Source organism: Bradyrhizobium sp. MOS003 (assembly GCF_003020125.1).
Classification (GTDB): Bacteria; Pseudomonadota; Alphaproteobacteria; order Rhizobiales; family Xanthobacteraceae; genus Bradyrhizobium.
The window spans coordinates 116,255-141,496 of the sequence record NZ_PYFW01000002.1; the positions used below are offsets into that span (position 1 = coordinate 116,255).

Annotated in this window: 29 protein-coding genes and 1 tRNA gene; 13 read left to right on the top strand and 17 right to left on the bottom strand. The window is 64.6% G+C overall.

What is annotated here, in order from left to right; all coding sequences use genetic code 11:
* Positions 1-318: 318 nt before the first annotated feature.
* Positions 319-2,343 (bottom strand): DNA primase, encoded by a 2,025-nt coding sequence (gene dnaG, locus C7G42_RS10920; protein WP_106949020.1) that lies wholly within the window; start codon positions 2,341-2,343, stop codon positions 319-321.
* Positions 2,344-2,505: 162 nt separating this feature from the next.
* Here dnaG and C7G42_RS10925 point away from each other — a divergent pair, with 162 nt between their 5' ends.
* On the top strand, positions 2,506-3,069 hold the full coding sequence (locus C7G42_RS10925; protein WP_106949021.1) for a chlorite dismutase family protein: 564 nt from the start codon (positions 2,506-2,508) through the stop codon (positions 3,067-3,069).
* Here the strand turns inward: C7G42_RS10925 and C7G42_RS10930 are convergent.
* A complete protein-coding gene (locus C7G42_RS10930; RefSeq protein ID WP_106949022.1) occupies positions 3,066-3,464 on the bottom strand; it encodes a gamma-glutamylcyclotransferase family protein in 399 nt (132 codons plus the stop codon). The two genes, C7G42_RS10925 and C7G42_RS10930, sit on opposite strands and share 4 nt — an antisense overlap.
* Positions 3,465-3,538: 74 nt before the next feature.
* Here C7G42_RS10930 and C7G42_RS10935 point away from each other — a divergent pair, with 74 nt between their 5' ends.
* On the top strand, positions 3,539-4,345 hold the full coding sequence (locus tag C7G42_RS10935; RefSeq protein ID WP_106949023.1) for an N-formylglutamate amidohydrolase: 807 nt from the start codon (positions 3,539-3,541) through the stop codon (positions 4,343-4,345).
* On the opposite strand, the gene C7G42_RS10940 is transcribed toward C7G42_RS10935, so the two are convergent.
* The 3 genes from C7G42_RS10940 to C7G42_RS10950 form a co-directional block, all read right to left on the bottom strand.
* Complete coding sequence (locus tag C7G42_RS10940; protein WP_106949677.1) at positions 4,342-5,325, bottom strand: DUF3592 domain-containing protein; 984 nt, start codon at positions 5,323-5,325, stop codon at positions 4,342-4,344. The genes C7G42_RS10935 and C7G42_RS10940 overlap by 4 nt on opposite strands.
* Positions 5,326-5,407: 82 nt before the next feature.
* Entirely contained in the window at positions 5,408-6,028 is a 621-nt protein-coding gene (locus tag C7G42_RS10945) for a LysE family translocator (protein ID WP_162308369.1), read from the bottom strand.
* A gap of 243 nt (positions 6,029-6,271) precedes the next feature.
* Positions 6,272-7,717, bottom strand: coding sequence for an LVIVD repeat-containing protein (locus tag C7G42_RS10950; protein ID WP_106949024.1), 1,446 nt, complete (start codon positions 7,715-7,717; stop codon positions 6,272-6,274).
* Positions 7,718-7,833: 116 nt separating this feature from the next.
* Between C7G42_RS10950 and C7G42_RS10955 the strand changes: the two genes are divergently transcribed.
* From C7G42_RS10955 to C7G42_RS10965, 3 genes are read left to right on the top strand one after another with little or no spacing between them, the layout of a single operon-like run.
* The gene (locus C7G42_RS10955; RefSeq protein WP_106949025.1) at positions 7,834-8,148 is read left to right on the top strand and encodes an ArsR/SmtB family transcription factor; all 315 of its coding nucleotides are present in this window, start codon (positions 7,834-7,836) and stop codon (positions 8,146-8,148) included.
* Complete coding sequence (locus tag C7G42_RS10960; RefSeq protein WP_106949026.1) at positions 8,141-8,611, top strand: SRPBCC family protein; 471 nt, start codon at positions 8,141-8,143, stop codon at positions 8,609-8,611. Before C7G42_RS10955 ends, C7G42_RS10960 begins: the two co-directional genes overlap by 8 nt.
* Positions 8,608-9,120, top strand: a complete 513-nt coding sequence (locus tag C7G42_RS10965) for an SRPBCC family protein (protein ID WP_106949027.1) — start codon at positions 8,608-8,610, stop codon at positions 9,118-9,120. The genes C7G42_RS10960 and C7G42_RS10965 overlap by 4 nt, the downstream gene beginning before the upstream one ends.
* 18 nt (positions 9,121-9,138) lie before the next feature.
* On the opposite strand, the gene C7G42_RS10970 is transcribed toward C7G42_RS10965, so the two are convergent.
* Entirely contained in the window at positions 9,139-9,360 is a 222-nt protein-coding gene (locus C7G42_RS10970; protein ID WP_106949028.1) for a hypothetical protein, read from the bottom strand.
* 263 nt (positions 9,361-9,623) lie between these two features.
* On the opposite strand from C7G42_RS10970, the gene C7G42_RS10975 reads away from it, so the two are divergent.
* Positions 9,624-10,430 (top strand): transglutaminase-like domain-containing protein, encoded by an 807-nt coding sequence (locus C7G42_RS10975; RefSeq protein WP_106949029.1) that lies wholly within the window; start codon positions 9,624-9,626, stop codon positions 10,428-10,430.
* Entirely contained in the window at positions 10,430-10,621 is a 192-nt protein-coding gene (locus tag C7G42_RS10980) for a hypothetical protein (protein ID WP_106949030.1), read from the top strand. Before C7G42_RS10975 ends, C7G42_RS10980 begins: the two co-directional genes overlap by 1 nt.
* A 27-nt stretch (positions 10,622-10,648) precedes the next feature.
* Here C7G42_RS10980 and C7G42_RS10985 read toward each other — a convergent pair whose 3' ends face one another.
* On the bottom strand, positions 10,649-11,422 hold the full coding sequence (locus tag C7G42_RS10985) for a DUF2189 domain-containing protein (RefSeq protein ID WP_106949678.1): 774 nt from the start codon (positions 11,420-11,422) through the stop codon (positions 10,649-10,651).
* 240 nt (positions 11,423-11,662) lie between these two features.
* Between C7G42_RS10985 and C7G42_RS10990 the strand changes: the two genes are divergently transcribed.
* The gene (locus C7G42_RS10990) at positions 11,663-13,891 is read left to right on the top strand and encodes an ATP-binding protein (protein WP_106949031.1); all 2,229 of its coding nucleotides are present in this window, start codon (positions 11,663-11,665) and stop codon (positions 13,889-13,891) included.
* Positions 13,892-13,969: 78 nt separating this feature from the next.
* Here the strand turns inward: C7G42_RS10990 and C7G42_RS10995 are convergent, their stop codons facing one another.
* The 7 genes from C7G42_RS10995 to C7G42_RS11025 form a co-directional block, all read right to left on the bottom strand.
* Positions 13,970-14,413 carry a hypothetical protein gene (locus C7G42_RS10995; RefSeq protein ID WP_106949032.1) on the bottom strand — a complete coding sequence of 148 codons (444 nt, stop codon included), beginning with the start codon at positions 14,411-14,413 and terminating at the stop codon, positions 13,970-13,972.
* Between the two features lie 2 nt (positions 14,414-14,415).
* Positions 14,416-14,784, bottom strand: a complete 369-nt coding sequence (locus C7G42_RS11000; RefSeq protein ID WP_106949033.1) for a nuclear transport factor 2 family protein — start codon at positions 14,782-14,784, stop codon at positions 14,416-14,418.
* 82 nt (positions 14,785-14,866) lie between these two features.
* Positions 14,867-15,334, bottom strand: coding sequence for a MarR family winged helix-turn-helix transcriptional regulator (locus tag C7G42_RS11005; protein WP_106949034.1), 468 nt, complete (start codon positions 15,332-15,334; stop codon positions 14,867-14,869).
* Between the two features lie 9 nt (positions 15,335-15,343).
* The gene (locus C7G42_RS11010) at positions 15,344-16,954 is read right to left on the bottom strand and encodes an acyl-CoA synthetase (RefSeq protein WP_106949679.1); all 1,611 of its coding nucleotides are present in this window, start codon (positions 16,952-16,954) and stop codon (positions 15,344-15,346) included.
* 131 nt (positions 16,955-17,085) lie between these two features.
* Positions 17,086-18,222: an epoxide hydrolase family protein gene (locus C7G42_RS11015; protein WP_106949680.1), complete on the bottom strand. Its 1,137-nt coding sequence runs from the start codon at positions 18,220-18,222 to the stop codon at positions 17,086-17,088.
* Between the two features lie 129 nt (positions 18,223-18,351).
* Complete coding sequence (locus tag C7G42_RS11020) at positions 18,352-18,807, bottom strand: GatB/YqeY domain-containing protein (RefSeq protein ID WP_106949035.1); 456 nt, start codon at positions 18,805-18,807, stop codon at positions 18,352-18,354.
* Between the two features lie 51 nt (positions 18,808-18,858).
* Complete coding sequence (locus C7G42_RS11025; protein ID WP_106949036.1) at positions 18,859-19,569, bottom strand: alpha/beta fold hydrolase; 711 nt, start codon at positions 19,567-19,569, stop codon at positions 18,859-18,861.
* 146 nt (positions 19,570-19,715) lie between these two features.
* Between C7G42_RS11025 and carA the strand changes: the two genes are divergently transcribed.
* The gene (carA, locus tag C7G42_RS11030; RefSeq protein WP_106949037.1) at positions 19,716-20,906 is read left to right on the top strand and encodes a glutamine-hydrolyzing carbamoyl-phosphate synthase small subunit; all 1,191 of its coding nucleotides are present in this window, start codon (positions 19,716-19,718) and stop codon (positions 20,904-20,906) included.
* A 41-nt stretch (positions 20,907-20,947) separates the two neighbouring features.
* Here carA and C7G42_RS11035 read toward each other — a convergent pair whose 3' ends face one another.
* Positions 20,948-21,163 (bottom strand): hypothetical protein, encoded by a 216-nt coding sequence (locus tag C7G42_RS11035; RefSeq protein ID WP_094895092.1) that lies wholly within the window; start codon positions 21,161-21,163, stop codon positions 20,948-20,950.
* Positions 21,164-21,306: 143 nt separating this feature from the next.
* On the opposite strand from C7G42_RS11035, the gene C7G42_RS11040 reads away from it, so the two are divergent.
* Complete coding sequence (locus C7G42_RS11040; RefSeq protein WP_199580836.1) at positions 21,307-21,828, top strand: cupin domain-containing protein; 522 nt, start codon at positions 21,307-21,309, stop codon at positions 21,826-21,828.
* 119 nt (positions 21,829-21,947) lie between these two features.
* Here the strand turns inward: C7G42_RS11040 and C7G42_RS11045 are convergent, their stop codons facing one another.
* Positions 21,948-22,472 carry a Dps family protein gene (locus C7G42_RS11045; protein WP_106949039.1) on the bottom strand — a complete coding sequence of 175 codons (525 nt, stop codon included), beginning with the start codon at positions 22,470-22,472 and terminating at the stop codon, positions 21,948-21,950.
* Positions 22,473-22,576: 104 nt separating this feature from the next.
* On the opposite strand from C7G42_RS11045, the gene C7G42_RS11050 reads away from it, so the two are divergent.
* Both C7G42_RS11050 and C7G42_RS34995 read left to right on the top strand, forming a co-directional pair.
* On the top strand, positions 22,577-23,278 hold the full coding sequence (locus C7G42_RS11050; RefSeq protein ID WP_106949040.1) for a class I SAM-dependent methyltransferase: 702 nt from the start codon (positions 22,577-22,579) through the stop codon (positions 23,276-23,278).
* Positions 23,279-23,332: 54 nt separating this feature from the next.
* Positions 23,333-23,408, top strand: a tRNA-OTHER gene (locus C7G42_RS34995).
* 52 nt (positions 23,409-23,460) lie between these two features.
* Here the strand turns inward: C7G42_RS34995 and C7G42_RS11055 are convergent.
* Positions 23,461-23,832: an ArsR/SmtB family transcription factor gene (locus tag C7G42_RS11055; protein WP_106949041.1), complete on the bottom strand. Its 372-nt coding sequence runs from the start codon at positions 23,830-23,832 to the stop codon at positions 23,461-23,463.
* Between the two features lie 113 nt (positions 23,833-23,945).
* On the opposite strand from C7G42_RS11055, the gene C7G42_RS11060 reads away from it, so the two are divergent.
* Positions 23,946-25,115 (top strand): MFS transporter, encoded by a 1,170-nt coding sequence (locus C7G42_RS11060; protein ID WP_106949042.1) that lies wholly within the window; start codon positions 23,946-23,948, stop codon positions 25,113-25,115.
* Positions 25,116-25,242: the final 127 nt, after the last annotated feature.

Sequence of the window (25,242 nt, forward strand, 5' to 3'; positions counted from 1 at the left end):
TGAACCTGTTGCTCGACGCTCTCGCTTCGCCAGATCTCGACACGGAAAGGGCGGCGCGCATATCTCTCGCCACCCCGACCCTTCTCTCGCCGGATTTGCCTAACGCTTCGTGAGCCTCTTTGTCGCAGCGGATGCAGGTGAAGTGCCAACAGTGATTGCGCGGATTCATTCCTGACGCGTCTGTTCTGCCTGCGGCCGCCTGGGGGCCAAAGTGCTACAAGACCGTTAAGCCTCGATTAACCCTGTTTTTGCCGCCAAACCTTGGATTTGGCGAGTCTTTTAGCGGTTCCGGCCTCGGCCGTCCGCATGATTCTTTCATCACACGCTCTTCTGGAACCGGCCCGACAGCTCGCCAAAACCCTCGATCAGGGCCTCGGTGCCATCGACTTCGGCCAGCCGGGCCTTCACGTCACGCAGCCACGCCATATTGGCCTCGCTGGGATCGTCCCCCAAGGCCAGTTCGGCGTCCTTCAGCTCTCTAAGTAGTGAATGGTACTGGCGATGCAAGGCAACCAGCTGGTGCCAGGTGGCGAGAACATCGTCGGGGGCCGCGCCCTCGCGGGCACCCCAGACGGCTTGCGTCGTGATGCCGTTTTCAACCCTTTGAAGGACTTGCGAAAACCCGCCCTTGGCGAGATCGCCACGCATCTTTTCGGCAAGCTCGCCGGGGTCCGGGGAGTGGTGATGGTCGTTGGCAAAGGCGGCGATGATGCCGGCCCGGAGCTTGTGGGCCTCGGGATGGGCCAGCTCCAGGGCGGCGACCTCCTCGAGGTGGTCGTGCAGCAGCCAGGGGTGATTCATCAGGATTTGCAGGATCAGGGCCTCCCGGCGGGAGATGGCGCTGCGCTGGCCGCGCATGATCGGGCTCGCCGCCAGCTGGGGACTCGCCGCCTGGTATGGGCCTGACGGTATCGGGGTAGGGCCCGGGACGCCGCGGCGCCCGCCCCCGAACCCTCCGCCGAATCCCTGGCCACCGAATCGATTCGCGCCGACCGCAGCCCGGGGCTGGAATTGGCGGGCGCCGCCACCCTGGCGGAAATTGCCCCGGCCGCCGAAGCCGCCGCGCCCGCCCTCGGGGGCAAAGGCACGCTGCAGCCGCTCGACGAAATCGTCGCGGTAATAGCGCCGCACCACCTCGTCGCGGATTCCGTTCGCGAGCTCCTTGATACGCGCCTCCAGCGCGGCGCGGCGCTCGGGGGTGGCGAAATTGCCGCCTTCGAGCTCGCGCGACCAGAGCATCTCGGCAAGCGGCTTGGCCGCCGCGATCACGTCCTCGACGGCGCCGCGGCCGCCGGAGCGCACGAGATCGTCGGGGTCCTGCCCCTCCGGCAGCAGCGCGAAACGAAGGCTCTTGCCGGGTGCGAGGAAGGGCAAGGCAAGGTCCGCAGCACGATAAGCCGCCTTCTGGCCGGCGCGGTCGCCGTCGAAGCAGAGGATCGGCTCGTCCGCCATCTTCCAGAGCAGTGCCAGCTGGCTTTCGGTGAGCGCGGTGCCGAGCGGCGCGACGGCGCCGGCAAAGCCTGCGGTGACCATGGCGATGACGTCGACATAGCCCTCGACCACGATCAACGCGCTGCCGTCATGGGTGGCTTTGCGCGCGGTCTGGTGGTTGTAGAGGTTGTCGCCCTTGTGGAAGAGCGGCGTCTCCGGGGAATTGAGGTACTTGGCCGGAACGTCCTTCTCCAGCGCGCGACCGCCGAAGGCGATGACGCGGCCGCGCATGTCCGTGATCGGAAACATCACGCGATCGCGGAAGCGGTCGTAGGGCACGGGAATGTCGTCGCCGGCCACCAGCAGCCCGGTCTCGACCATGTCCTCGACGGAGACGCCGAGCTTGCCGAGATGCTCCTTCAGCGCGAAGCGATCGGGCGAGGCATAGCCGAGGCGGAATTGCAATTGCGTCGCCGGCGAGATGGCGCGGTCGGCGAGATAGCCGCGGGCCTTGGCGCCGACGCGCGAGGCCAGCGTTTCCGCGAAATAGGTCGCGGCGAGATCCATGACGTCATGCAGCGTGCGGCGGCGCTGCTCCTGCCGCGCCGCATCCGGCGTCACCGCCGGCAGCGCCAGGCCCGCCATGCTGGCGAGCCGCTCCACCGCCTCGCCGAACGGCAGGCCGTCGGTCTCCATCACGAAGGAGATGATGTCGCCGTGCTTGCCGGAGGAGAAGTCGTGGTAAAAACCCTTCTGGTCGTTGACGTAGAAGGACGGCGTCTTCTCCTGCTGGAACGGGGACAGCCCCTTCCACTCCCGCCCCGCCTTCTTCAGCTTGACGCGCTTGCCCACGACTTCGGACACCGAAAGCCGGGCCCGAAGCTCGTCGAGGAATTGGGGCGTGAAGCGCATGATGCTGATTTCTGGGCTGAGTCGGGCGTTATGACCAACCGGATAGGCATATAGGGACGGCCCCGGGAAATACGAAGCATGTGTGGCTTCTCCCGGCTATTCACAGGCGAAAGTTTCGACGGAAAGCTTGAACCCCGCCCGGTTCCACGCTTCCATATCTCCATGTTCAGGACCTTTCGAGGCGGCCACAGCGGGGGCTGGCGGGTGATCTCCGTCGCACCCGTGACGGGCGAGCCCCTGCCCTTCATGCCGGCGCTGTCGGTCACCGACAGCGAGGCCATCGCGTTGCCGCTGGTGCCCTCGCGCAATGCGTGGCGGCTGGTCGGCGCGCCCAGCAGCTTGCGCTACACCGAGCGGCCCGAGAAGCAGCAGCTCACCGCCGTGCAGGCCGGGCTCGGCCGGGTGGAAGCAACCAGCGCGGCACTGATTCCGATCCGCAAATCGCAGGCTTGGTGGGACCTGACCCAGGAAGAGCGCCGCAAGATCTTCGAGGACAAGTCGCACCACATCGCCGGCAGTCTTCGTTTCCTGCCCGCGATCGCGCGCCAGCTCTATCACTGCCGCGACCTCGGCGAGCCCTTCGACTTCCTGACCTGGTTCGAATTCGCCCCCGCGCACGCCTCGCTGTTCGAGGAGCTGGTGGGGATGCTGAGGCGGACCGAGGAATGGAGCTACGTCGAGCGCGAGGTCGATTTGCGCGTGGTGAAGGAAGTGCTGTCGGCTTAGTGATCGAGAAACCGCCCGGACTCGATGATCGGCAAACCGGTGACGGGCCAGTTGTAGACATATGTCCAGGCCTTCCCGGCGGCGCCATCAGGCAGTGTTACATCGACCTGCTCGCGCAGATATTCGGTCGGCTCCGGAAAGCCCTCGCCGCAGGCCTCGTACATGTCGAGCTCGCCCAGCAATTCGTCAGGCACGCGCATCCGGAACAGCTCGCCGTGGACGATGTCGGAGGCTGCCTCGGACGGCAGCAAGCCCGGATAATGCTTCACCAGAACCAGCCGGCCGCGGCAGGTCGCTTCGCCCAGGAAATCCGCATGCCCCGCAAGCAGCCGCGCCATCGGATGGTCGAAGCCGCGCATCAGGGTGCCGTAGACGAAGAGGCGATCGGAGGTCATGCTGTTCTAACGTTGCGACGTCGGTGCAATATCGTTACTCGTTTAGACATGTATTCGTTTCATAGGCAATCAGGATGGACCTGCACAGGGCCGAGGCGACCGATCAGCTGCTCGGCGAAGACGACATTCCGCCCGTGCACGAGGTGAATGCGGCGGGGACTTCGCCCTTCCTGCTCACCGCGGATCATTACGGACGGATGCTGCCGCACGCGCTGGGCGATCTCGGCATCGCGGAAAGCGAGCTTGTCAGACACATCGGCTGGGACATCGGCATTGCCGGCGTCGCCGAGCGACTCGCAAAGCTGCTCGATGCGCATCTGATCGCACAGCGCTATTCGCGGCTGGTGATCGACTGCAACCGCCCGCCGACCGCGGCAAGCTCGATCCCCGTGATCTCCGAGGCCACCACGATCCCGCGCAACGAAGGAATTTCGGATGCCGAGCGCGCGGCACGGCGGCGCGAGATTTTCGAGCCCTATCACCATCGCATCGATGCCGCGATCGACCGCCGCCTGCATGACGAGCGGCCGGCGGTGCTGGTCTCGCTGCACAGTTTCACGCCAGTTTATGCCGGCGTCGCGCGGCCCTGGCACATCGGCGCGCTCTACAACCGCGACATCGTGCTGCCGCAGCTGCTGCTCAAGCATCTGCGCGCAGAGGGCGACCTCGTCGTCGGCGACAACGAGCCCTATGCGGTGAACGACCTCACCGACTACACCATTCCCATTCACGGCGAAGGGCGCGGCCTCGTCAGCACCGGCATCGAGATCCGGCAGGATCTGATCACCGACCACACGGGCCAGCAGAAATGGGCCGAGCGGCTGGCGCGGATCTTTGCCGAGATCGAGGTGGAGCTGCGGGCGGAGCGGCTGGTTATCTAGCCGCCGCGCGTTGCGACGAACAACGCCAGCGCGGCGAAGATCGCGGCGATGCCCCACAGCACATAGGCGATGCGGCCGGCGCCGCGCGCGTCGAGCGTGGCTTCCGCCGGATTTTCGGGATTGACGCGGACCTCGACGGTCGCGCCATCCTGGTAGCGTGCCATGAGCTTTCGCAGCATCTCGTCGGAGGCATCAGGCGTTCCGGCCGCGACGCGCGCGCATTCATTGGTGTAGCTGACGTTCTGATACTGATAGGTGTAGGTCACCCGCTTGCCGAACATCTCGGTGCCGCGACGCTCGCCCGGTTCGCTCGCCAGGCGATAGTCTTCGATCCCCGACAGCTTGATGGTACCCGGCACCACCGGCCAGCGCGTCGCCATCGACGCCTGTCTGTGCACGGCATACCCCATCAGCGCGATGACGAGGCCGAACGCGCCGAAGCCGACCACGAGCCCTGCAAGATCGGGCCGTCCGACGTGATGCGCGAGATAGGCATACGTCTGGTTGAGGCCGAAGGCCGATCCCAACACGATGGCAAGCACGATCAACGTGCCGATGCCGAGGCAGCCCCACAGGCCCTTGGGCAGGTCGCGCTCCAGCACGGCTTGATCGGGATGGCGCGGATTGTAATAGACGGTCACGACCCTGCCGGCCGGATATTTGGCGAGCTTCTCGGCGACCTCGAAATTGCCGAGGTCCTCGCCGATCGAGATGCGGTTGCAGCGCAGCTTCCGCCCGCCGACCGAATATTCGTAAGTCACGTTCGCGAAATTGCGGCTTTCGAGGCGAGAGCCCCCCTCGCGGTCGTCGTCGAAAACCTTGACGTCGCGCAACTCGGCGACCGAGGTCATGACCTTGCCCGGCGCTTGCGGCCAGTTTCGCGCCTCGCGCACCTGCCAGGTCTTGACGATGGCAGCGACCAGGATGAGCCCGAGCGGCGCGAGCAGCATCGCATAGACGAACCAGGGGAGATCGGGCACGGCAAATTCCTTCGTCAGCGGCAATGCCCGATTGGACGCATTGCGGCCGCGAAGGGTTCAAGCCGGACCGGCCATGGAAGGGCTATTTTGCCCGCGTCAGCGCCAGCCAGATACCGCCGCCGATCATGAAGCCGCCGGAGATGCGCGACATCATGCGGGTGCGGCGGGCCGAGAAGAATTTTCGCGCGCGGCCTGCCGCGATGGCGTAGAGCGCATCGGTCATCACGGCGGTGACCATGAAGGTGGCGCCCAGCAAAGCGACTTGCGGAAAGTGCGGCTGGTTCATGTCCATGAACTGCGGGATGAAGGCGCCGAAGAACACCAGCACCTTCGGGTTCGACAGCAGCACCAGGAAACCCTGCAGGAAGAAGCCGCCGCGCGGCGGCACCGGCGGCTCGTCGACATTGACACCCTCGACCGGCGCCCAGATCAGCTTGATGCCGAGCCAGACCAGATAAGCAGCGCCCGCAAAGCGCACCCAGTCGAACCAATAGCCCATGGTCGCCATCAGCGACGTCAGGCCGACCGCGACGATGCCGATGACGATGGCAAGCCCGGCTTGCGCACCGGCCACGTTGGTGAGCGCGGCACGCGTGCCGTGGCGCAGGCCGTTGGCGATGACGAGGGTCACGATCGGCCCCGGCAGCAGCGCCAGTGCAATGCAGGCGGCGAGGAAGGCGAAATAGGCTTGCATGGACATCATGGGAGGACTCGGCTCGTAGGGGCTTGCGGGTATTAATGCATGGGACGGGCGGGAACGGAAGCTGGATGAGCGCAACGTCTGCGCCTCACTACGAGTGTCATCCCCCGCAAAAGCGGGGGATCCAGTACGCCGTGGCGTCTCCGTACTTCACTGGCATCTCGGGCCCGCCTTCGCGGGGAATGACAGCGGAGAATGCGGAAGCGGGCGTACAACATCGACGTTTCATCGCCTCGCGCCGCATCGTCAATTCCTCGGCAGCCCGGCGGCGGCGCGCGCCGTCCCGGTCAGCTCCAGGATATGCAGGCCTGTATTGGCGCGATCGACGATGTAGATATAGCCGCGGTCATCGGTCTCGACATTGTTGGTCTGGATCGCGACCTTGCAGCGCTCGCCGCCCTCGATCGGGATGCAGCGCTTGTCGGTCGCAGCCGTGATCGAGGGAATGAAATGGCCGACTTCCTTCGGATGATAGGGATCGCGGATGTCGAGCGCGCGCACGCCGGCATTGAAGAAGGCGATGAAGGCCATCTTCATGTAATAGACCGGCGCCATGCTTTCGTTGGCGGAATGCGCACCGAACCGGCCGCCGCGCTGGCAGAACCGTCCGCTCGCCTCCGGCACGGTGTAGCTCGAGATCATCATCGGCCGCGTCTCGGTGGTGACGTCGGCGAACCACACCATCTGTCGCGCCTCGCCGCATTCGTTCAGGATGGCCTCGTCCACGATCATCACGATGTCGCGGGTCTTGCCGTCCTTGTCCTCGGCGAATTCAGCGATGGGCATGTCGAGCATCGGAAACGTCGTATGCGCGCCGTTGAAGGCTGACATCGGCAGGCGCGAAATCTCGGGATAGCGCAGATTGTCGGGCGTCGGCTCCTTCGGCCCGTTCAGCAGCCTGTCGCGGTCGACGATCTGCATAATGCCGTCCTTGTCGGTGCCGTAACCGAAATAGACGCGGTTGCCATTGGGCCCGGTCGAGATCGGCCCGTGCAGCTCGGTCGGCACCGCGCCGGTCGAACCGGGCTCCTGACCGGGCAGTCCGAAGTCGCGGATCTTCTGCGGGCGCGCGGGATCGGAGAGATCATAGATCTGCGTCATGCGCCGTGTGCGCCAGTCCGGCGCGCCCGAGACCAGATAGGCAATGCCGGTGTCGCATTCCCACCAGCTCTTGTGGGTGTCCTTCAGACCGCCAATGCGCGTGATGAGCACAGGGCTGGCGGGATCGGTGACGTTCCAGATCTCATGCGCCTCGCTGCCGAAGGTGCGCAGCATGTAGACTGCGTTGGGATCGCCCTTCGGCAACGCCTTGCCGTCGCAGACCCGCACCATCTGCGCGCCGCCGGATTCGTACTTGCCCTCCTGGCCCGGCAGATGCCGCAGATATTTCGGACGCGTGGGATCGGTGACGTCGACGATGGAGGTTCCGTTCGGCTCGGCCTTTCCCGTCATCGGATTGACGGGCGCCGGCACATCATCGGTACCGCCGTGATGGCCGATATAGGCGATCCAGCGATTGCCCTGGTGATGGATGGTCGGCTGATAGGCGCTGCGGGCCTGGAGATCGTTGCTGCCGACGAGCTTCATGTTGGAGGCTTCAGGCGGCGCGCCGACGGTTTGCTGCTGCGCCTCGGCCGCGGTGCTGCACGCGAAAAGGGCGAGGGCGGCAGCAGTCAAGACGCAGCGGAACATCAATGTCCTCCCGGAACCAATCTGTGCTGGCTGAGCTTCGACGGTAACACAGCCGAATGCGGACGCCAAAGACACCATCTTGACATGCAACCATTTGGTTGCCTATTATCCCGGTTATGGATGAGGTCTTCAAAGCGCTCGCCGATGCGTCACGACGATCGCTGCTCGACAGGCTTCACGCGAGGAACGGCCAGACGCTGAACGAGCTCTGCGACGGCCTTGCAATGACGCGGCAGGCCGTGACCAAGCACCTTGCGATTTTGGAGGAAGCCAATCTCGTCACCACCATCAGACATGGCCGCGAGAAGCTGCATTACCTCAACCCGATGCCGATCCATCAGATCGGCGAACGCTGGATCAAGAAATTCGAGCGCGGCAAGCTGGCCGCACTCGGCGAGTTGAAACGCCAGTTGGAGAAGCGCGATGAGTAAGCCGGACTTCGTCTACGTGACCTATATCGAGACCACGCCGGAAAAGCTGTGGGAGGCGCTGACGTCGAGCGAATTCACCAGGCAATACTGGTTCGGCGCCGAGGTCCGCTCCGACTGGAGGGTCGGCTCACCCTTTGCGCTCATGCTCGACGGCGAGGTCACCGATTCCGGCGAGATCCTCGAGGCGGATCCGCCGCGGCTTCTGTCCTACAGCTTCAAGCACCGGAAGTTCGAAGAACTGCGCGGCGAGCCGATCTCGCGCGTCGTCTTCACCATCGAACCGTTCGGCGCGCTCGTGCGTTTGACCGTGCTGCACGACGGCTTCGTCGAGGGCGGCAAATATCTCGGCGCCGTCTCCAACGGCTGGCCGGCGATCCTGTCCGGGCTCAAGAGTCTGCTTGAGAGAGGCAAAGTGCTCGCCATTCCCCGCACGGCCCTCAACAAGGGATTCGACGCAAAATGAAGCTCGATCAGTTCAAGCCGCTGACGGTCTACACCATCTACATCGCGTCCACGCCGGAAAAGGTGTGGGAGGCGCTGACCTCGGCAGAGTTCAGCCGCAAATACTTCTCCGGCTTTGCGGTGGAGATGGAGCCGAAGCTCGGCGGCAGCTTCATCGTGCGCGCGCCTGACGGCTCCGAGCACATCTCCGGCGAAGTCTTCGAATACGATCCGCCGAAGAAGCTCACAGTGAGCTGGAACGTCAACTGGCCCGACCTCGTCGCAAAGCTCGGCGCCACGCTCGTCACCTACGAGATCGAGCTCGCGGGCGAAGCCGTCCGCCTCACCATGAGCGAACGCCACGATCGCGAGATCGGCGACGACATCCTCGAAGGCGGTCGCACCGGCTGGCCCGCGATCCTATCGGGGCTGAAGAGCCTGCTGGAGACGGGCAAGGCGCCGCAGATCAAGATGGCACCGCCAGCGCAGATGCTGGCGGCGCTGAAGGCGATGGGGATCAAGACGCCGTAGCGTCCGGAATCTGCGCCCTCACCGCTTCTTCTTCACCGGCGGCTGAATCTCGTCGATCTTGCGACGGCAATCCCCTTCCGAATCGTGCGGGCCCGAGACAAAGGTCCCGCTGACCTTGATCGCGTACCAGCCAGACTCCACGCCGAGCCGAAGTGCTTCGTCCGTCTTGACCTGCCGTGGCGAGAGAGCTTGTATCGGTTGAGTTTGCATCGGGTGCTTTCGGTTGAAGTTCGATCTCATATCGAACGCATGTGGAATCTGTCACGCAGCCGTGGACGAGCGCCGCGCGTGCAGCATCGTGGCGCCGCGTGTGCGCAGAGACGACCGCTCTTTCCGACATTGACGGACCGTGCGCGCAATCGCGGCAATTAGCTATCGTTTTCTCGTTCGCGCCGCGCTTTTGCAGCGCCAAATGCCGCTCCCGATCGAATAAGACCGTCGAAGCCTTGTGTTCGACCGCTTCGTAGCCATCTTGAGAGCTCAGCCAAGGGAAAGTCTTTCGTATGAAGCTCCGCGTCGGGTTCGAGATGCTGTACGAGTTCCCGCAGCCGACGCCCATGATCATGGTGCTGGGCACGCACTTCACGCGCGCCTCCGACGTGATCGTGCCCGATCTGCTGACCACCAGCCCCTCCGTGACCATCAGTCCCTATCGCGACCTCTTCGGCAATTGGTGCAGCCGCCTCGTGGCGCCGGCCGGCAATTTCCGCCTTTCCGGCGATGGCATCGTTCGCGACAGCGGCCTGCCCGACCCCGAGTTTCCGAACGCGTGTCAGCACGCCGTCGAAGCGTTGCCGGCCGACACGCTCGTCTATCTGCTCGGCAGTCGCTACTGCGAGACCGATCGCCTGACGGATATCGCATGGAAATTGTTCGAGCGGACGCCGCCCGGCTGGAAGCGGGTTCAGGCCATCTGCGATTTCGTTCATCGCCACATCACGTTCGGTTATGAGCACGCGCGCGCCACAAAGACGGCCCGGGAAGCTTACGACGAAGGCAAGGGCGTGTGCCGCGACTACGCCCATCTGGCCATCACATTCTGCCGCTGCATGAACATCCCGGCGCGTTACTGCACCGGCTACCTCAGCGACATCGGCACGCCGAAGCCCTGGGCTGCGGGAGATTTCGCTGGCTGGTTCGAGGCCTATCTCGGCGGAAGCTGGCACATGTTCGATCCGCGCAACAACACGCCGCGGATCGGCCGCGTGCTGATCGCGCAGGGACGGGATGCCGCAGACGTTCCGATCACCCAGACCTTCGGTCCGAATAAACTGCTCAATTTCAAGGTATGGACCGACGAGGTCGCCTGATGACGGACAGCACCGCCGCGCTCAGCTCCGATGAATTTGCGTCGCTGACCGAAATCGGCAAGGGCAAGGCGCAAGGCGACATTCCGCAGGCGCACGGCGAGCGCCTGGTCGACCTGGGTTATGTGATCAGGCGGCTTGGCGAACTCGAACTGACCTCCTCCGGCACTCGTCGCCTGGCAGCGGGCCAATAGCGCGCCGCCGCTACGTCCGGCTCCCTCTTACGCCACCGGCACCACCAGCCGCCGATAGAGATGCCATGTCGCATGCCCGAGCACCGGCAGCGTCACGATCAGCCCGAGAAAGTACGGCAGCGCCGAGACGATCAGCAGCATCACGATCAGGCCGGCCCACGTGATCATCGGCAACGGACTCGTCACCACCGCCCGCACGCTCGTCACCATCGCCGTGACGAAATCGACATCGCGGTCGAGCAGCAGCGGAAACGACACCACGGTCAGCGAGAACAGGATCAGCGACAGCACGGCTCCGACGGCATTGCCGATGCCGAGGAACAGCAGGCCTTCATTCGTGGTCAACACCACGGTCATGAATTCCTGAAGGCTGGAGAACGAGGCGTGCAGACCGAGCAGGAGCGCGATCAGGAGCCGGACCTGGTACATCCAGACCACGAACACGAACAACGTGACGAACGCCATCCAGCCGATCTCGCTGCGCGAGCGCACGGCGGACCAGATCGCGCCGAAAGAGACCGGCTCGCCGCGCTCGCGGCGGCGGCTGATCTCGTAGAGACCGATCGCCACGAACGGTCCGATCAAAGCGAAGCCTGCCGCCAGGGGATAGACGAGATAGACCATGCCAAAGGCCGTGAAGCACAACATGATGGCGATGCCGCCGGCGGCGTAGAGCCCGCCGAAGCAGAGACCGTAGAACGGCAGCGCCTGGAAATCGCGCAGGCCCTCGACCAGCGCCTCGGCGATATCGGTCGCCGCGACGGGACGCACCACCGGATCGACCTTGCCCGAGATGGACATCAGCTTCCTCCACACATCGGCGCGATCTTTCGCCGCGCGCATGCGCGATATTAGCGCCGCCGCGCGCCGGCGCAACTTGATGCCGGCTGGCGCGAGGCGTGGCAGCGAGGCGACAATGCTCGCGGTGCGAAATCCTTGACCGTTGATGCATTTTCCCGCCAATGGCTATGGACTGCGCAGACGATGGTGCCGCAAATTGTACCTCCGAGCAGATACGCCTGAGAGCGGACCGCCCCACCGATGAGCCTGCGTACCCGGTTACTGATCCTCGTCATCGCAGCCATGCTCGTGCCGGCGATCCTGGTCGGGCTGCGCTTCGTGCAGAATCGGGCCAGCGAGATCGACGCGGCGCTGGCCAATCTAGCCGCATCCGCGGACGACATTGCCGCCGATCTCGACGAGAAGATCCAGGGCACCGCCCAGCTTCATTATGGGCTCGCCCGTGCCCGCGACCTCGACACGCGCGACAAGGCGGCGTGCTCGGCGTTTCTGTCCGATGTCCGCCAAGAATATCCGCAGTTCACGGGTATCCTGACCATCGATCCCGACGGCAGCCTGTTCTGTGACTCGCTGCGAACCAACCGCACGCTCGACCTGAACGACCGTGGCTATTTCAAACAGGTCAAGGGGCTTACGGGCGTCGTCGCGGTGGAGCCGGTGTTCGGCCGTCTCACCGGGCTGTCGGTGCTCCAGATCGCCTACCCCGTGCGATCGGAGGCGGGCGCACTGAAGTTGGTGCTGCTCGCGTCCTTCAACCTCAACAAATTCGTGGAATTTCACGACAAGCGGCTGCTCGCCGAGAAGGACATCCTGCTCGTCGACGCCAAAGGTACGGTCCTGGCCGCCCCCAAAGGCGGCGGCTGGAGCGAGCCCGTCGGCGGGTCGATTGCCGGCTCCGACCTGTTCCGGTTTGCGGCAGCACCCGACGGCGAACCATTCCGGGAGGTCACCGACCGCGAGGGCCGCACGCAGATCTGGGGCGTTGCCCGCTCGCCCTCGATCCGCAAGGCCGGTCTCTACATCCTGGTCGGACGCTCCAAGGACGGGCTGGTCGCGGCGGCGAACCGCCGGCTGTACGAGGACCTGGCGATTCTCGCGGTGGCCTCGCTGCTGCTGCTCGCCGGCCTGTGGATCCTCACGACCGTGAGCATCGGCCGCCAGGTCGGGCGGCTTGCCACCATGGCGAAGAGGCTCGGGCGCGGCGATCTCAGCGCGCGCATTCCGGAGCCGCATCCGGGCGGCGAACTCGGCGGGTTGATGACCCTGCTCAACAGCACCGCCGAATCGCTCGAACAGCAGCGCGCCGCCATCGCGGATCTCAGCCACAAGCTCAGCCAGTCCCAGAAGATGGAAGCCATGGGCCAGCTGACGGGCGGCGTTGCGCATGATTTCAACAATCTCCTGACCGTCATTCTCGGCAACTCGGAGCATCTCGCCGACAGGCTTGCGGGCAACAAGGAATTGCACAGGATCGCCGGCGATATCGCGACCGCCGCCGAGCGCGGTTCGGACCTCACACGGAGCCTGCTCGCCTTCGCGCGCAAGCAGCCGCTGCGGCCGCGAGAGATCGACATCGCCGAGCAGGTGACCGGCATGAAGCAGCTGCTGCGGCGGACCCTTGGCGAGCACATCGAGTCCAGCTTCACCTTCGCGCCCGATCTATGGCTCGCCAGCGTTGATCCCGGCCAGTTGGCGACCGCCGTGCTCAACCTCGTGCTCAACGCGCGCGATGCGATGCCCGACGGCGGCAAGCTGGCGGTCGAGGCGCGCAACGCATCGCTCGGCGAGTCCGATCTCGACGTCAACGGCGAGGCGCGGCCCGGCGACTACGTCATGCTGGCTGTGAAGGATACCGGAGCCGGGATGAGCAGCGAAGTGTTGGGGCGCGCGTTCGAGCCGTTCTTCACCACCAAGGAGGTCGGCAAGGGGACCGGCCTCGGCCTGAGCATGGTCTACGGATTCGTGCAACAATCCGGCGGACTCGTGCAGATGCAGTCCGAACCGGGACGAGGCAGTACGATCAGGCTGTTCTTTCCCCGTCTAGCAACACCGCCGGGCGAGGACTTGCGCCCCGCGCAGGCGACCGTCACACACGCAGGACACGAGACCGTCCTGCTCGTCGAAGACGACGACATGGTGCGAGCTTATGTCGAGAACGAGCTCAGAACGCTGGGCTACCGGGTCATCGCGACGTCGAACGGACCCGCAGCGCTGGAGGTGTTGCGCCAGCCCGAGGACATCCAATTGCTGTTCACCGACGTCGTGATGCCCGGCGGCATGTTCGGGCCGGAACTGGCGAAGCAGGCAGCCGAGCTTCGGCCTGATCTCAAGGTGCTCTTCACCTCCGGCTACAGTCAGGATCCAGTCAAGACGCCGGACGGAATCAACGCCCGCATTCTGACCAAGCCGTTCAAGCGTCAGGAGCTTGCCGCGATGCTGAGGTCCGCGCTCTCGGAGCCGTCGCGATGAGTCCACCTGTCCCCAGCGGGGAGAGGCGATCCGAGTCGCGGCCAGTGCCGAATTCAACTCAGCAGCATTCGCTCGTTTTCAGGAAGCCATCGCGAGGCGGAGCGCCACCGCGAGATTGGCCGCGAACAGGCCCGCGTCGATGATGAAGATCCTGAGCATCGGGCCCTTCAGCACCGGCCAGTAAGCGACGCCAACGCGTCCGCCACGCATCAGCACCGGAAGATTATAGGCGAACTGGCTGAAATGGCAGGCGGAGAAGAACAGGAACAGCGCGAACTGCGCCTCGACCGGCTGGAAGAAGAGCGGACGCGCGGCCAGAAGGTAGAACGACAACAGCCCGATCGGCAAATTCATCCCGCCCAGGAACGCCACGCTCGCCGCCAGGGTCGGCGCGATCGGATTGCTGCGCTCTTCCCGCGGCAGCAGGATCTTGAGCGTGTTGCGTTGCGCAATGCTGAACTGAACGAAGGCGCCGCCGAACCACAGCGCGTTGAGAAGCAGGACGATATCCGAGAGGCGCATGATCATTTTCCGTAAAAGGCTTCGCTGCGGACGACGCGGCCGGAATCGTCGAAATCCATGAACTCGCTGGCGCGGGTGTCGCCGAGCTGCCACCACACGACCAGCCGCGCGATCGTATCGTCCCAGCTCCAGCTCAGAATCTTCAGGTCGGCGCTTTCGACATGGCCATAGGCCTTCCGCCAATAGGCGCGGATGTTCTCGGCACCGCTCACGACGGGCGAGCCGGTCAGCGTCAAAGCCAGCGGACTGCGCATCTGCGCGTCCGTGGCGAAATGCGCGACGACGGCGTCGATATCGACCTTGGACCAGCTCGCGCACCAGGCCGCGACAAAGGGTCCGGCCGCCGCGCGATTCATTGCCTGTCCGCCCATGATGCGGCCCTCCCCTCGCTCATTGGCGAGGAGAGTGGCAAAGCCGCCACCTCATGTCAACCATATTGACTTGAGAGTTTCGTCAACTGCGGTCGGCGATCGCCCCCATGACCGCCATCCATGCCGCCGCCCCGGATGCGCCGACGCGATCGAACGCCTGGCGCATGACGCTACGCTCATGGTCGGATGCGCGCTGCTCGATGCGCTGCCCGGCCGCCGTCAGACGCAACAATTTGGAGCGATGTTGCTCCGGCGAGCGCTTCGACGTCACGAGCTTCCGCTCTACCAGCAGATTGAGCGGCCGGCTCAGGGCTTGCTTGGAAATGCCAAGGACCTCGAGCAGCGAACCGATCGCGATATCGGGCCGGCGCGCCACCACGTAGAGGATGCGATGATGCGGCCGCGACAGGCCCTGCTTCGCGAGGTATTCGTCGGCCTCCAGCGTCATGCCGCGCCAGCCGTAATACATCAGCTCGAGCGCCGCATCGAGATCGTGCAGCTTGTCGAGCGAGGCGCGGTGGAGCCCCGCGGCTTGAGACGTCTTTGCCATTGTCGGAAGCTAGCCCTTCGCCCGCAATTCGCGCCGCAGCACCTTGCCGGTCGCCGTCATCGGCAGCGTCTCGGCGAATTCGACGAAGCGCGGATATTCATGCGCGGCGAGCTGCACCTTGACGAACTCCTGGATCTCGCGCGCCAGCGCGTCGGTGCCGGTGAAGCCCGGACGCAGCACGATCCAGGCCTTGATCGATTCGGTGCGGATCGGATCGGGGATGCCGACCACCGCGGCCATCGCCACGGAGGGATGCTTCATCAGCGTATGCTCGATCTCGGAGGGGCCGACGCGATAGCCGGCGGTGGTGATGACGTCGTCCTCGCGGCTGACATACCAGAAATAGCCGTCTTCATCCTGCACGCCGAGATCGCCGGTGAGCAGGAATTCGCCGGCATATTTCTTCGCCGTCGCCTCCGGGTTGCGCCAGTATTCGAGCATCGTGCACGGGCACGGCTGGCGCACGCCGATGATGCCGCGCCGGCCGCGCGGCAATTCCTCGCCCTTGTCGTTGACGATGCGGACGTCGAAGCCCGGCGTCGCCTTGCCCATCGATCCCGGGCGGATCGGAAACAAATTGGAGTTGCTGCCGATCACGAGGTTGCACTCGGTCTGGCCGAACACCTCATGCGCGTCGATGCCGAAGGTCTCGCGCACCCAGCCGAGCAGCTCGCCGCCGAGCGATTCACCGCCGGTGAAGATGCTGCGCAGCTTGACGCCCGGATGCGTCACGCCGGCCTGCCGCATCAGCTTCAGCGCGGTCGGCGGCAGGAACACGTTGCGGACGCCGAGGTCGGACATCATCTGCATCGCCGCCTGCGGCTCGAATTTTCGCGCGCGATGGCCAACGAGAGGAATGCCGTGATACCAGAATGCGAGCAGGCCGTTGACCAGGCCGCCGATCCAGGCCCAGTCCGCCGGCGTCCACATGAGATCGCCGGGCCTGGGTAAGAAGTTATGGCACATCTCGACATTGGGCAGATGGCCGAGCACGACGCGGTGCGCATGCAGCGCACCTTTTGGATTTCCTGTCGTGCCCGAGGTGTAGATGATCAGCGCGGGATCGTCGCATGAGGTGTCCACTCGCGCGAAATCGGGCGAAGCGGCCTTCACCGCATCCCAGAACGATGTCGTGCCGGCGGGCGCGCGCTCGCCGACGACATAGACATTCTTCATATCCGGCAGGCGGTCGCGGATTTTCGCAAGCTTCTCCCAACCGCCCTCGTCGGTGACGATGGCTTTGGCTTGCGAGTTCGACAGGCGGAATTCCAGCGCGTCCTCGCCGAACAGTGCGAACAGCGGGATCGAGATCAGGCCGGAGCGGAACGCCGCCATATGCGCAACCGGCAATTCCAGCGATTGCGACAGGAACACCGCGACGCGGTCGCCGCGGACAAGCCCGTCCGCCTTCAGCACATTGGCAAAGCGCCGCGAAGCTTCGCCGACCTCGTCGAAGGAGGTGCGGCTGGTCGCACCGTTCTCGTCGACATAGACCAGCGCGAGCCGTCCGGTGCCGTCGGCATGCCGGTCGCAGCACGCCTCCGCCATGTTGAAACGCGCCGGGATGTCCCAGCGGAAATTGCGGACGAGTTCGTCGTAGGTTGCGGCTTCGGTGAGCATGGCTTGGTCGTTTCCCAGCAACTCCGTCATGGCCGGGGCTTGTCCCGGCCATCCACGTTCTTCTTGCTTTGGCGACACTCTAAAGCCGTGGATGCCCGGGACAAGCCCGGGCATGACGGTCAGGCGCGCAGCTACCGCACCGTCGCAAAGAACTTCCGGACATCGCGCACGAACAGCTCGGGCTGCTCGAACGCGGCGAAATGGCCGCCCTTCTCCATCTCGCTCCAATGGGTGATGTCAGGGAAGTTCGGCTCCATCCATCGCCGCACCGGCGTGATGATCTCCTTGGGAAACACCGCCACGCCGGTCGGCACCTTGACGACGGGCGTGGTGCGGCGCTTGCCAAAACTTTCCCAGTAGAGCCGCGCCGAGGAGGTCGCGGTTTCCGTCGTCCAATAGAGCATGACGTTGTCGAGCAGTTCGTCCCGCGTGAAGATGTTTTCGGGGTGGCCGTCGCAATCGGTCCAGGCCCAGAATTTCTCTAGGATCCAGGCCGCCTGTCCGCTCGGAGAATCCGTCAAGCCATAGCCGAGCGTCTGCGGGCGCGTCGACTGCTGCTTGGAATAGCCGGAGTCGAGATCGACATAATGCTTGAGGCCGGCGAGCGCGCGCTTCTCTTCCGCTGTCGGCTCGCCCTCGACCTTCGGCGCCGCGTTGAAGGCGAGCGTGATGTGGATGCCGGCGCAATGGACCGCATCCTGCGCACCGAGCGATGTCGTCACCGCCGAGCCCCAGTCGCCGCCTTGCGCGCCATAGCGCGTATAACCCAGCCGTTCCATCAGCTTGGCCCAGGTCGCGGCGATGCGGTCGACGCCCCAGCCGGTCGTCCCGGGTTTGGCCGAGAAGCCGAAGCCCGGCAGAGAAGGACAGATCACGTGGAACGCATCGGCGGGGTTGCCGCCATGCGCGGCTGGATCGACCAGCGGCGCAATCACCTTCTGGAATTCGACGATCGAGCCAGGCCAGCCATGGGTGATGATCAGGGGCAGCGCCGACGGCTCCTTCGAGCGCGCATGGATGAAGTGGATGTCGAGCCCGTCGATCTCGGTGGTGAATTGCTCAAAGCGATTGAGTTTTGCTTCGCGGGCACGCCAGTCGTAGCCATCAGCCCAGTAGCTGCAGATGTCCCGGATCCATTTCAGCGGCGCGCCCTGGCTCCAGTCGTCGACCAGCTCTGCCTCCGGCCAGCGGGTGCGGGCGAGACGCGACTGCAAATCGGAGAGCGTGTCGTCGCTGATGGCGATGCGGAATGGTTTGATGGCAGTCATCGGTTGCCTCCCCTTGTTCTTCTTGTCATTCCGGGGCGCGCGAAGCGCGAGCCCGGAATCCATTGGTCAACAGAGATGGCGGCGCGACAGATTCCGGGATCGACGCTGAGCGTCGCCCGGAATGACGACCTAGCCCGACAGCGCCGCCTTCACCAAGCCGCTGGCCTTGCCGAAATCCATCTGCCCCGCGTACTTCGCGCGCAGCACCGCGATCACCTTGCCCATGTCCTTCATGCCGGCGGCACCCGTCTCGGCGATCGCATCCGCGATCACCTTCTTCACCTCGTCCTCGGCCATCTGCTTCGGCAGGTATGCCGAGATCACCGCGATCTCCTCGCGCTCCTGGGCTGCGAGCTCGGCGCGACCACCTTTTTCGTAGAGCTCGACCGATTCCTGCCGCTGCTTGATCATCTTCTGGAACACGCCGAGCAGATCGGCATCCGAGAGCGGCGGCTTGCCCTGCCCGCGCGCGTCGATGTCGGCGTTCTTGATGGTCGAATTGACCATGCGCAGCGTGGACAGCTTGCGCTCGTCCTTGGCCTTCATGGCCTCCTTGACCGCATTGTTGATGTCGTCGCGCAGCATGATCGTGATCCCCTCGAGTATCTGACGCCTGATCTAGGCCGTTCGCGGCCCCTAGACAACCTCGGTTCCGAGCCATTCGGAGAGCGCGCGCACCGTCGCTTCCGGCTGTTCCGGCTGCGGCAGGTGTCCGCAGCGATCGAGGATCACGAGCCTTGCGCCGGGGATGCCCTCGGCCATCTCCTTCGAGAGCGCATTCGGGATGGTGTTGTCGGCATCGCCCGTCAGCACCAGCGTCGGACATGTGACGGCTGAAAGCGTCGAGCGCGAATCCACCCGTGCGATGATCGCGGTCTGCTGCCGCAGATAGCCCTCGACGCCGACATCCTCATCCTGCGCATGCACCAGCTTCAGAATTTCGGCATCATCGCGCCGTGACGGATGCACCAACTCCGGAAAGCTCTCCTCGCGAATCGCGCGAAGCTCGCCGCGCCTTGCACGGTCCATCAGGCCGCGGCGCCGCGCGGTCGCCTCCGGCGTGTCGGGCCGCGCCTGGGTGTTGATCAGCGCGAGCTTCGCCACCCGCTCGGGCGCCTGGCGCATGATCTCGAACGCGATGTAGCCGCCCATGGAATGGCCGGCGAGTGCGAAGCGCGGCGGCGCCTCGCTCAGGATGCGGCGGGCGATCGCCGCCATGCTGTCGTCGCGGATATGGTTGGCGACCATGACCGGGCCGAAACGCCAGAGCGCGGGGATTATTTGTGCATAGATCCGGGCCGAGGAGGCCAGCCCCGGAACCAGGACAATCGGGGTCGTCCGGTCCATTATTGCCTCGCAAGCCCAGGAATTTGCCGGAAATTGTGCGTCGGAGCTTAAGTGCCCGGGACGGCCTGTCAAATATGCAAAAACGCATGTGAATCTGCCCTCTCCCGCTTTGACGGCGGCCCGCGCGAGGACTATGAAACGCGCTCATGACACAACATGACAACGATACCGCCTGGCCGGACCATAAACCGACCGCGCTCCTCGTGCTCGCCGATGGCACGGTGCTCGAAGGCTTCGGTCTCGGCGCCGAAGGCCACGCCGTCGGTGAGGTCTGCTTCAACACCGCAATGACCGGCTATGAGGAGATCCTCACCGATCCCTCCTATGCCGGCCAGCTCATCACCTTCACCTTCCCGCATATCGGCAACGTCGGCACCAACGACGAGGATATCGAGACGGTGAACATGGCGGCGACGCCGGGCGCCCGCGGCGTGATCCTGCGCACCGCGATCACCGATCCCTCGAACTATCGCGCCACCAAGCATCTCGACGCCTGGCTGAAGGCGCGCGGCATCATCGGCCTCTCCGGCATCGACACCCGCGCACTGACCGCGCTGATCCGCTCAAAGGGCATGCCGAACGCCGTGATCGCGCACGCCAGGAACGGCGAGTTCGACCTTCATGGATTGAAGGAAGAAGCGCGCGAATGGCCGGGCCTCGAGGGCATGGACCTCGTGCCGATGGTCACGAGCGGCCAGCGCTTCAGCTGGGACGAGACTCCCTGGGTTTGGGACAAGGGCTTTGGCCGTCAGGACAAGGCCGAGTTCAACGTCGTCGCCATCGACTACGGCATCAAGCGTAACATCCTGCGCCTGCTCGCCGGCGTCGGCTGCAAGGTGACGGTGGTGCCGGCGACGACTTCGTCCGAAGACATTCTGGCAATGAAGCCGGACGGCGTGTTCCTGTCCAACGGTCCCGGCGATCCGGCCGCGACCGGCAAATATGCCGTGCCCGTGATCCGGGACGTCATCAAGTCGGGCACGCCGACCTTCGGCATCTGCCTCGGTCACCAGATACTCGGCCTCGCCGTCGGCGCGAAGACGAAGAAGATGCATCAGGGCCATCACGGCGCCAACCATCCCGTCAAGGACGAGACCACCGGCAAGGTCGAGATCACCTCGATGAACCACGGTTTTGCCGTGGACGAGACCACGCTGCCGAAGGGCGCGACGCAGACCCACATCTCGCTGTTCGACGGCTCCAATTGCGGCATCCAGCTCGACGGCAAGCCAGTGTTCTCGGTGCAGTATCACCCCGAGGCCTCACCCGGCCCGCGCGACTCGCACTACCTGTTCCAGCGCTTCGCCGATTTGATGCGGCAGAAGAAGAGCGCGTAAGACGCAAGACCGCCCGGCGGAAGAATCCGCCGGGGCCCGCGTCACGGACGCATGAACATGAAGTCCGTGTCGGGATCGCAGTTCTCGGCGATGAAGCGCAGCTCGGCCTGAATGTCGGCGATCGACCGCGTCTCCAGATATTTCGAAATCACGAGACTGAGTAAAGCACGGCAAACGGCTTCGTGCCCAAGGCCGGAGGTCTCCGCCTCGGCAACGGCCGCGGAAAAATGGCGCTGCGCAACGTCGGATGCGTACATGGCGTTCCCTTTTCTTTCGCGTCGATGTGCCCGCCATTGGCCGCGCGTGCCTTGATCTCCGTCAACCCGGCGCGCGGACCGGCAGGAACAAACCGGGCGAGCATCGTCTTTATTTCGTGATAGTTGTGACCCGGAGCCCTGTCATGTCTGCCGTCCGAGACAACGCCGAGCCGCTCGCCATTGTCTTCGAGGACGACGGGCTCGTGCCGAACAACATCCTTCCCTTCCTGGTCTATCAGGACGCGGTGAAGCTCGATCCCGCGCGACCTGAAGACACCATCGAGGATCTGTTCGCGGCGAACCGTTGGGGCGGCACGTGGCGCAACGGCGTCTATGATTATCTGCATTACCACGCGACGGTTCACGAGGTGCTCGGCGTCGCGCGCGGCAGTGCTCGCGTCCGCTTCGGCGGCGACCACGGCCAGGAGCTCGAGATCAAGGCGGGCGATGTCGCGATCCTGCCCGCCGGCACCGGCCATCAATGCATCAGGGCGAGCGACGATTTCTGCGTGATCGGCGCCTATCCGCCGGGCAGCAGGATGGAGATCACACGCGCAACCCCGGAGAACCACGCCAAGGCACTGAAGACGATTCCAGAGGTCGCGATGCCGCCGGCCGATCCGGTGACGGGCAAGGATGGGGCGTTGATGAGATTGTGGCGGTAGCCAAGAGAACGGTGTCGTAGGGTGGGCAAAAGCGCGCGCTTGCGCGCTGTGCCCACCACTCTCAGTTCGTGGGCACGCTTCGCTTTGCCCACCCTACAAGAGCTCCCCCTTCGATCCCACTACGCCTCGTTGCCGCCTTCCTGACGCGTCGCCTCGAACAGGAACCACGTCCGGCGCTCGGTCTCGTCGATGAAGTTCTCGAGCAGGCTGGCGCTCGCCACGTCTTCGGCCTTGTCGCAGACGTCGTGCGCCTTGCGCATCGCCGCGGCGACATGCTTGTTGTCCTGCATCAATTCGCGCAGCATCTCGCGCGGCGGGACGTAGTCTTCGTTGTTGTCCTTGATGGTCTGGAGCTTTGCGACCTGGCCGATGGACTTCAGCGTGGTGCCGCCGATCTTGCGGACGCGCTCGGCGAGCTGGTCGGTGGTGGCGAAGATCTGGTCGGACTGCTCGTCGAGCAGCAGATGGTAGTCGCGGAAGTGCCGGCCGCTGACGTGCCAGTGGAAATTCTTGGTCTTCAGATACAACGCAAACGCGTCGGCCAGAAGCACGTTGAGCGCCTCCGAGACCTTCTTGACCCCGTCGGGCGACAGATCGGTGGGGGTATCGAGATCGGGCGAGACCTTGTTGCTGGTTTTGCTCACGGGGGACCTTCCTGTTAGGACGCGGACATTGACGGCGCGCCGTCGCACCCCTAACGCAAGGCGGGCAGCGCGGTTCCAAGATAGGAACCCCCGGGCGGGATACCATGGACGATTGGATCGATTATTACGACTCGACGCACACGATCTATGTCAGCAAGCTGCATCGCGACTTGCATTTCCAGATCATCGCCCGGGACATCGTCGGCTACATCCCCTCGCCGGAGGCGACCGTGCTGGACTATGCCTGCGGAGAAGCGCTGTCGGCAAGCCAGGTGGCATCGGCTTGCGGCAAGCTGATCCTCGCCGAGCCCGCACCCGGCGTGCGCGGCAGGCTGATCGCGCGGTTTGCCCCGAACACGAAAATCCGCGTCCGCTCGCTCGACGACGTCCGCAAGATGCAGGACCAGTCGATCGACCTCGTCGTGATGAACTCGGTCGCGCAATACATGTCGCCCGATGAGCTCGATGCCGCGCTCCGCACCATCAGGCGATTGCTGACGCCTTCCGGCAAGCTGGTGCTCGGCGACGTCCTCCAGCCCAATGTCGGCATGTTCAGGGACGTCATGGCCCTGCTCGGCTTCGGCCTGCGCCACGGTTTCTTGAAGGACGCGCTGGTCGGGCTGATCAGCACCGCGCTGTCCGATTATCGTCATCTGCGCACGCGCATCGGGCTGCAGCGCTACAGCGAGGAGGAGATCGCCGCGAAGCTGAGAACGGCGGGGTTCGCGGTCCAGCGCGCCCACACCAATATCGGCCATAATCGCTGGCGCATGACCTTCATCGCGCGACCGCCTCTGGTTCGTTAAGCATAACAATTAGCCGTTGTGGCTTGTCTCACTGCAATCGGACATGATCGCCGTGGCCCGGTGGCGGAAGCGTCTACGCGAGGGCGGTGCAACGCTCTTCATCCTGGTTCAAATCCAGGCCGGGTCTCCACGCTTCGTAGCTGGAGCGCAGCGGAAGCGTAGACGGACTGCTCGCGCAAACCTCAACCCGCCTCAATCACGTCACTCTCCGTCGACAGCAGCAGCCGCTCGGCATCCTTGCTCGCGGATTTGATCACCGCATCGAGCAGCCCGGGAAAACGCGCGTCCAGATCCTCGCGGCGCAGCCGCATGAAGCGGTTGGTGCCGGCCACGCGCGTCAGCATCAGGCCGCATTCGCGCAGTTTGGCGAAATGGTAGGCGAGGTTGGACTTGCCGGCGAGGCTGTAGAAATCCCCGCAGCAGAGCTCGTTGCTGACATGTTCCTGCTGGGCGAGCTGGTAGACGATCGCCAGTCGGATCGGATCGCTGAGGCAATCCAGAACCATCGGCAATTCGATCTGTTCACGGGTGGGATGAAGAGGTGTGCGGCTCATGATCCGGGAAACATAGCGAGGCTGCCGTAATGTTCAATAGTTCTTGAACCAATTGACTTGGAGGATCCTCATACCCAATAGTTCAATAACCGTTGAACATAGGATATCGTCTAATGAGCGTATTCTGGCTGGCCTTAGCTGCTTTCGCGATCGGCACTGAAGGCTTTGTGATTGCAGGACTTTTGCCCAGCATTGCAGCAGATCTGCAGATTTCGGTCTCGGCCGCCGGGCAATTGGTCACCGCCTACGCCCTCACCTACGCCGTGGGCTCGCCGATCCTGGCGGTGTGGCTGAACAACATCGACCGCCGGACCGTGCTGGCGCTGGCGCTGACCACCTTCATCGCCGGCAACCTCGCGGCCATGATGGCATCCAACTACGCCCTGTTGCTGGCTTCGCGGATGCTGATGGCACTGGGTTCCGGCCTGTGCATGCCGACGGCGCTCGCCGTGTCGGTCGCGATCGCCTCGCCCGAACGGCGCGGTCGCGCCGTGGCGCTGGTGACCTCGGGTCTGACGGTCGCGACGGTCATCGGCGTCCCCATCGGCAATCTCGTCGGCAGCCTGTTCGGCTGGCGCGCAACCTTTGCCATGGTTGCGCTGATCGGCGCGGTCGCGCTGGTCGCCCTCCTTTTCGGCCTGCCCCGCGGCTTGCCGCGCAACACGGCCTCGCTCGGCGAACGTCTGGCGGTGGCGCGTCACGGCCATGTCGTAACCGCGCTTGTGATCACGATCCTGTGGGCGCTCGGCGGCTTCACCGTGTTCACCTATTTCGCGGTCCCGCTGCGTGGGCTCGGCTTCGATGCCTCGCAAATCAGCCTTGCCTTGCTGGTGTTCGGCGGCGCGGCCGCAATCGGGAACATGCTCGGCGGCACCCTGGCCGACCGGCTCGGGACGCTTACCACCGCCGCCCTCGGGCTCGCCGGCATGGCGAGCGCCCTCATCCTGCATTCGCTGGTCCTGAAGCTGATGCCCGGACAGGCGCATTATGCGGTGTTGGGCGCGATCTTCCTCTGGGGCATCTCCGGCTGGGCATTCTATCCGGCCCAGGTCGCCAGCATCATCCGGATCGAGCCGCAGGCTTCGATGATCGCGCTGTCGCTCAACGCTTCCGCCATGTATCTCGGCTTCGCCCTCGGCGGGGCGCTGGGCGGCGCGGTGCTGGCCACCCTGTCGCCGACCGACCTGGGCTGGATCGGCGGATCGAGCGTTGCGGCCGCACTTCTGGTGCATCTCGCCCGTGGCTGGCAGGCCCGGCCAAAACCGGTCAAAATTGCCGGTTGATGGGCGTTTTTCGGGGTTTCGCCGCTGCGGAATCTGGTCTAAGACCCACCCGCGCGCGAGGGAGACCCCCGCGCTCTCGGCTTCAGGGGACGCGCGGCAAGCGCGCCCTTTTTTTGTGCCCAAATTC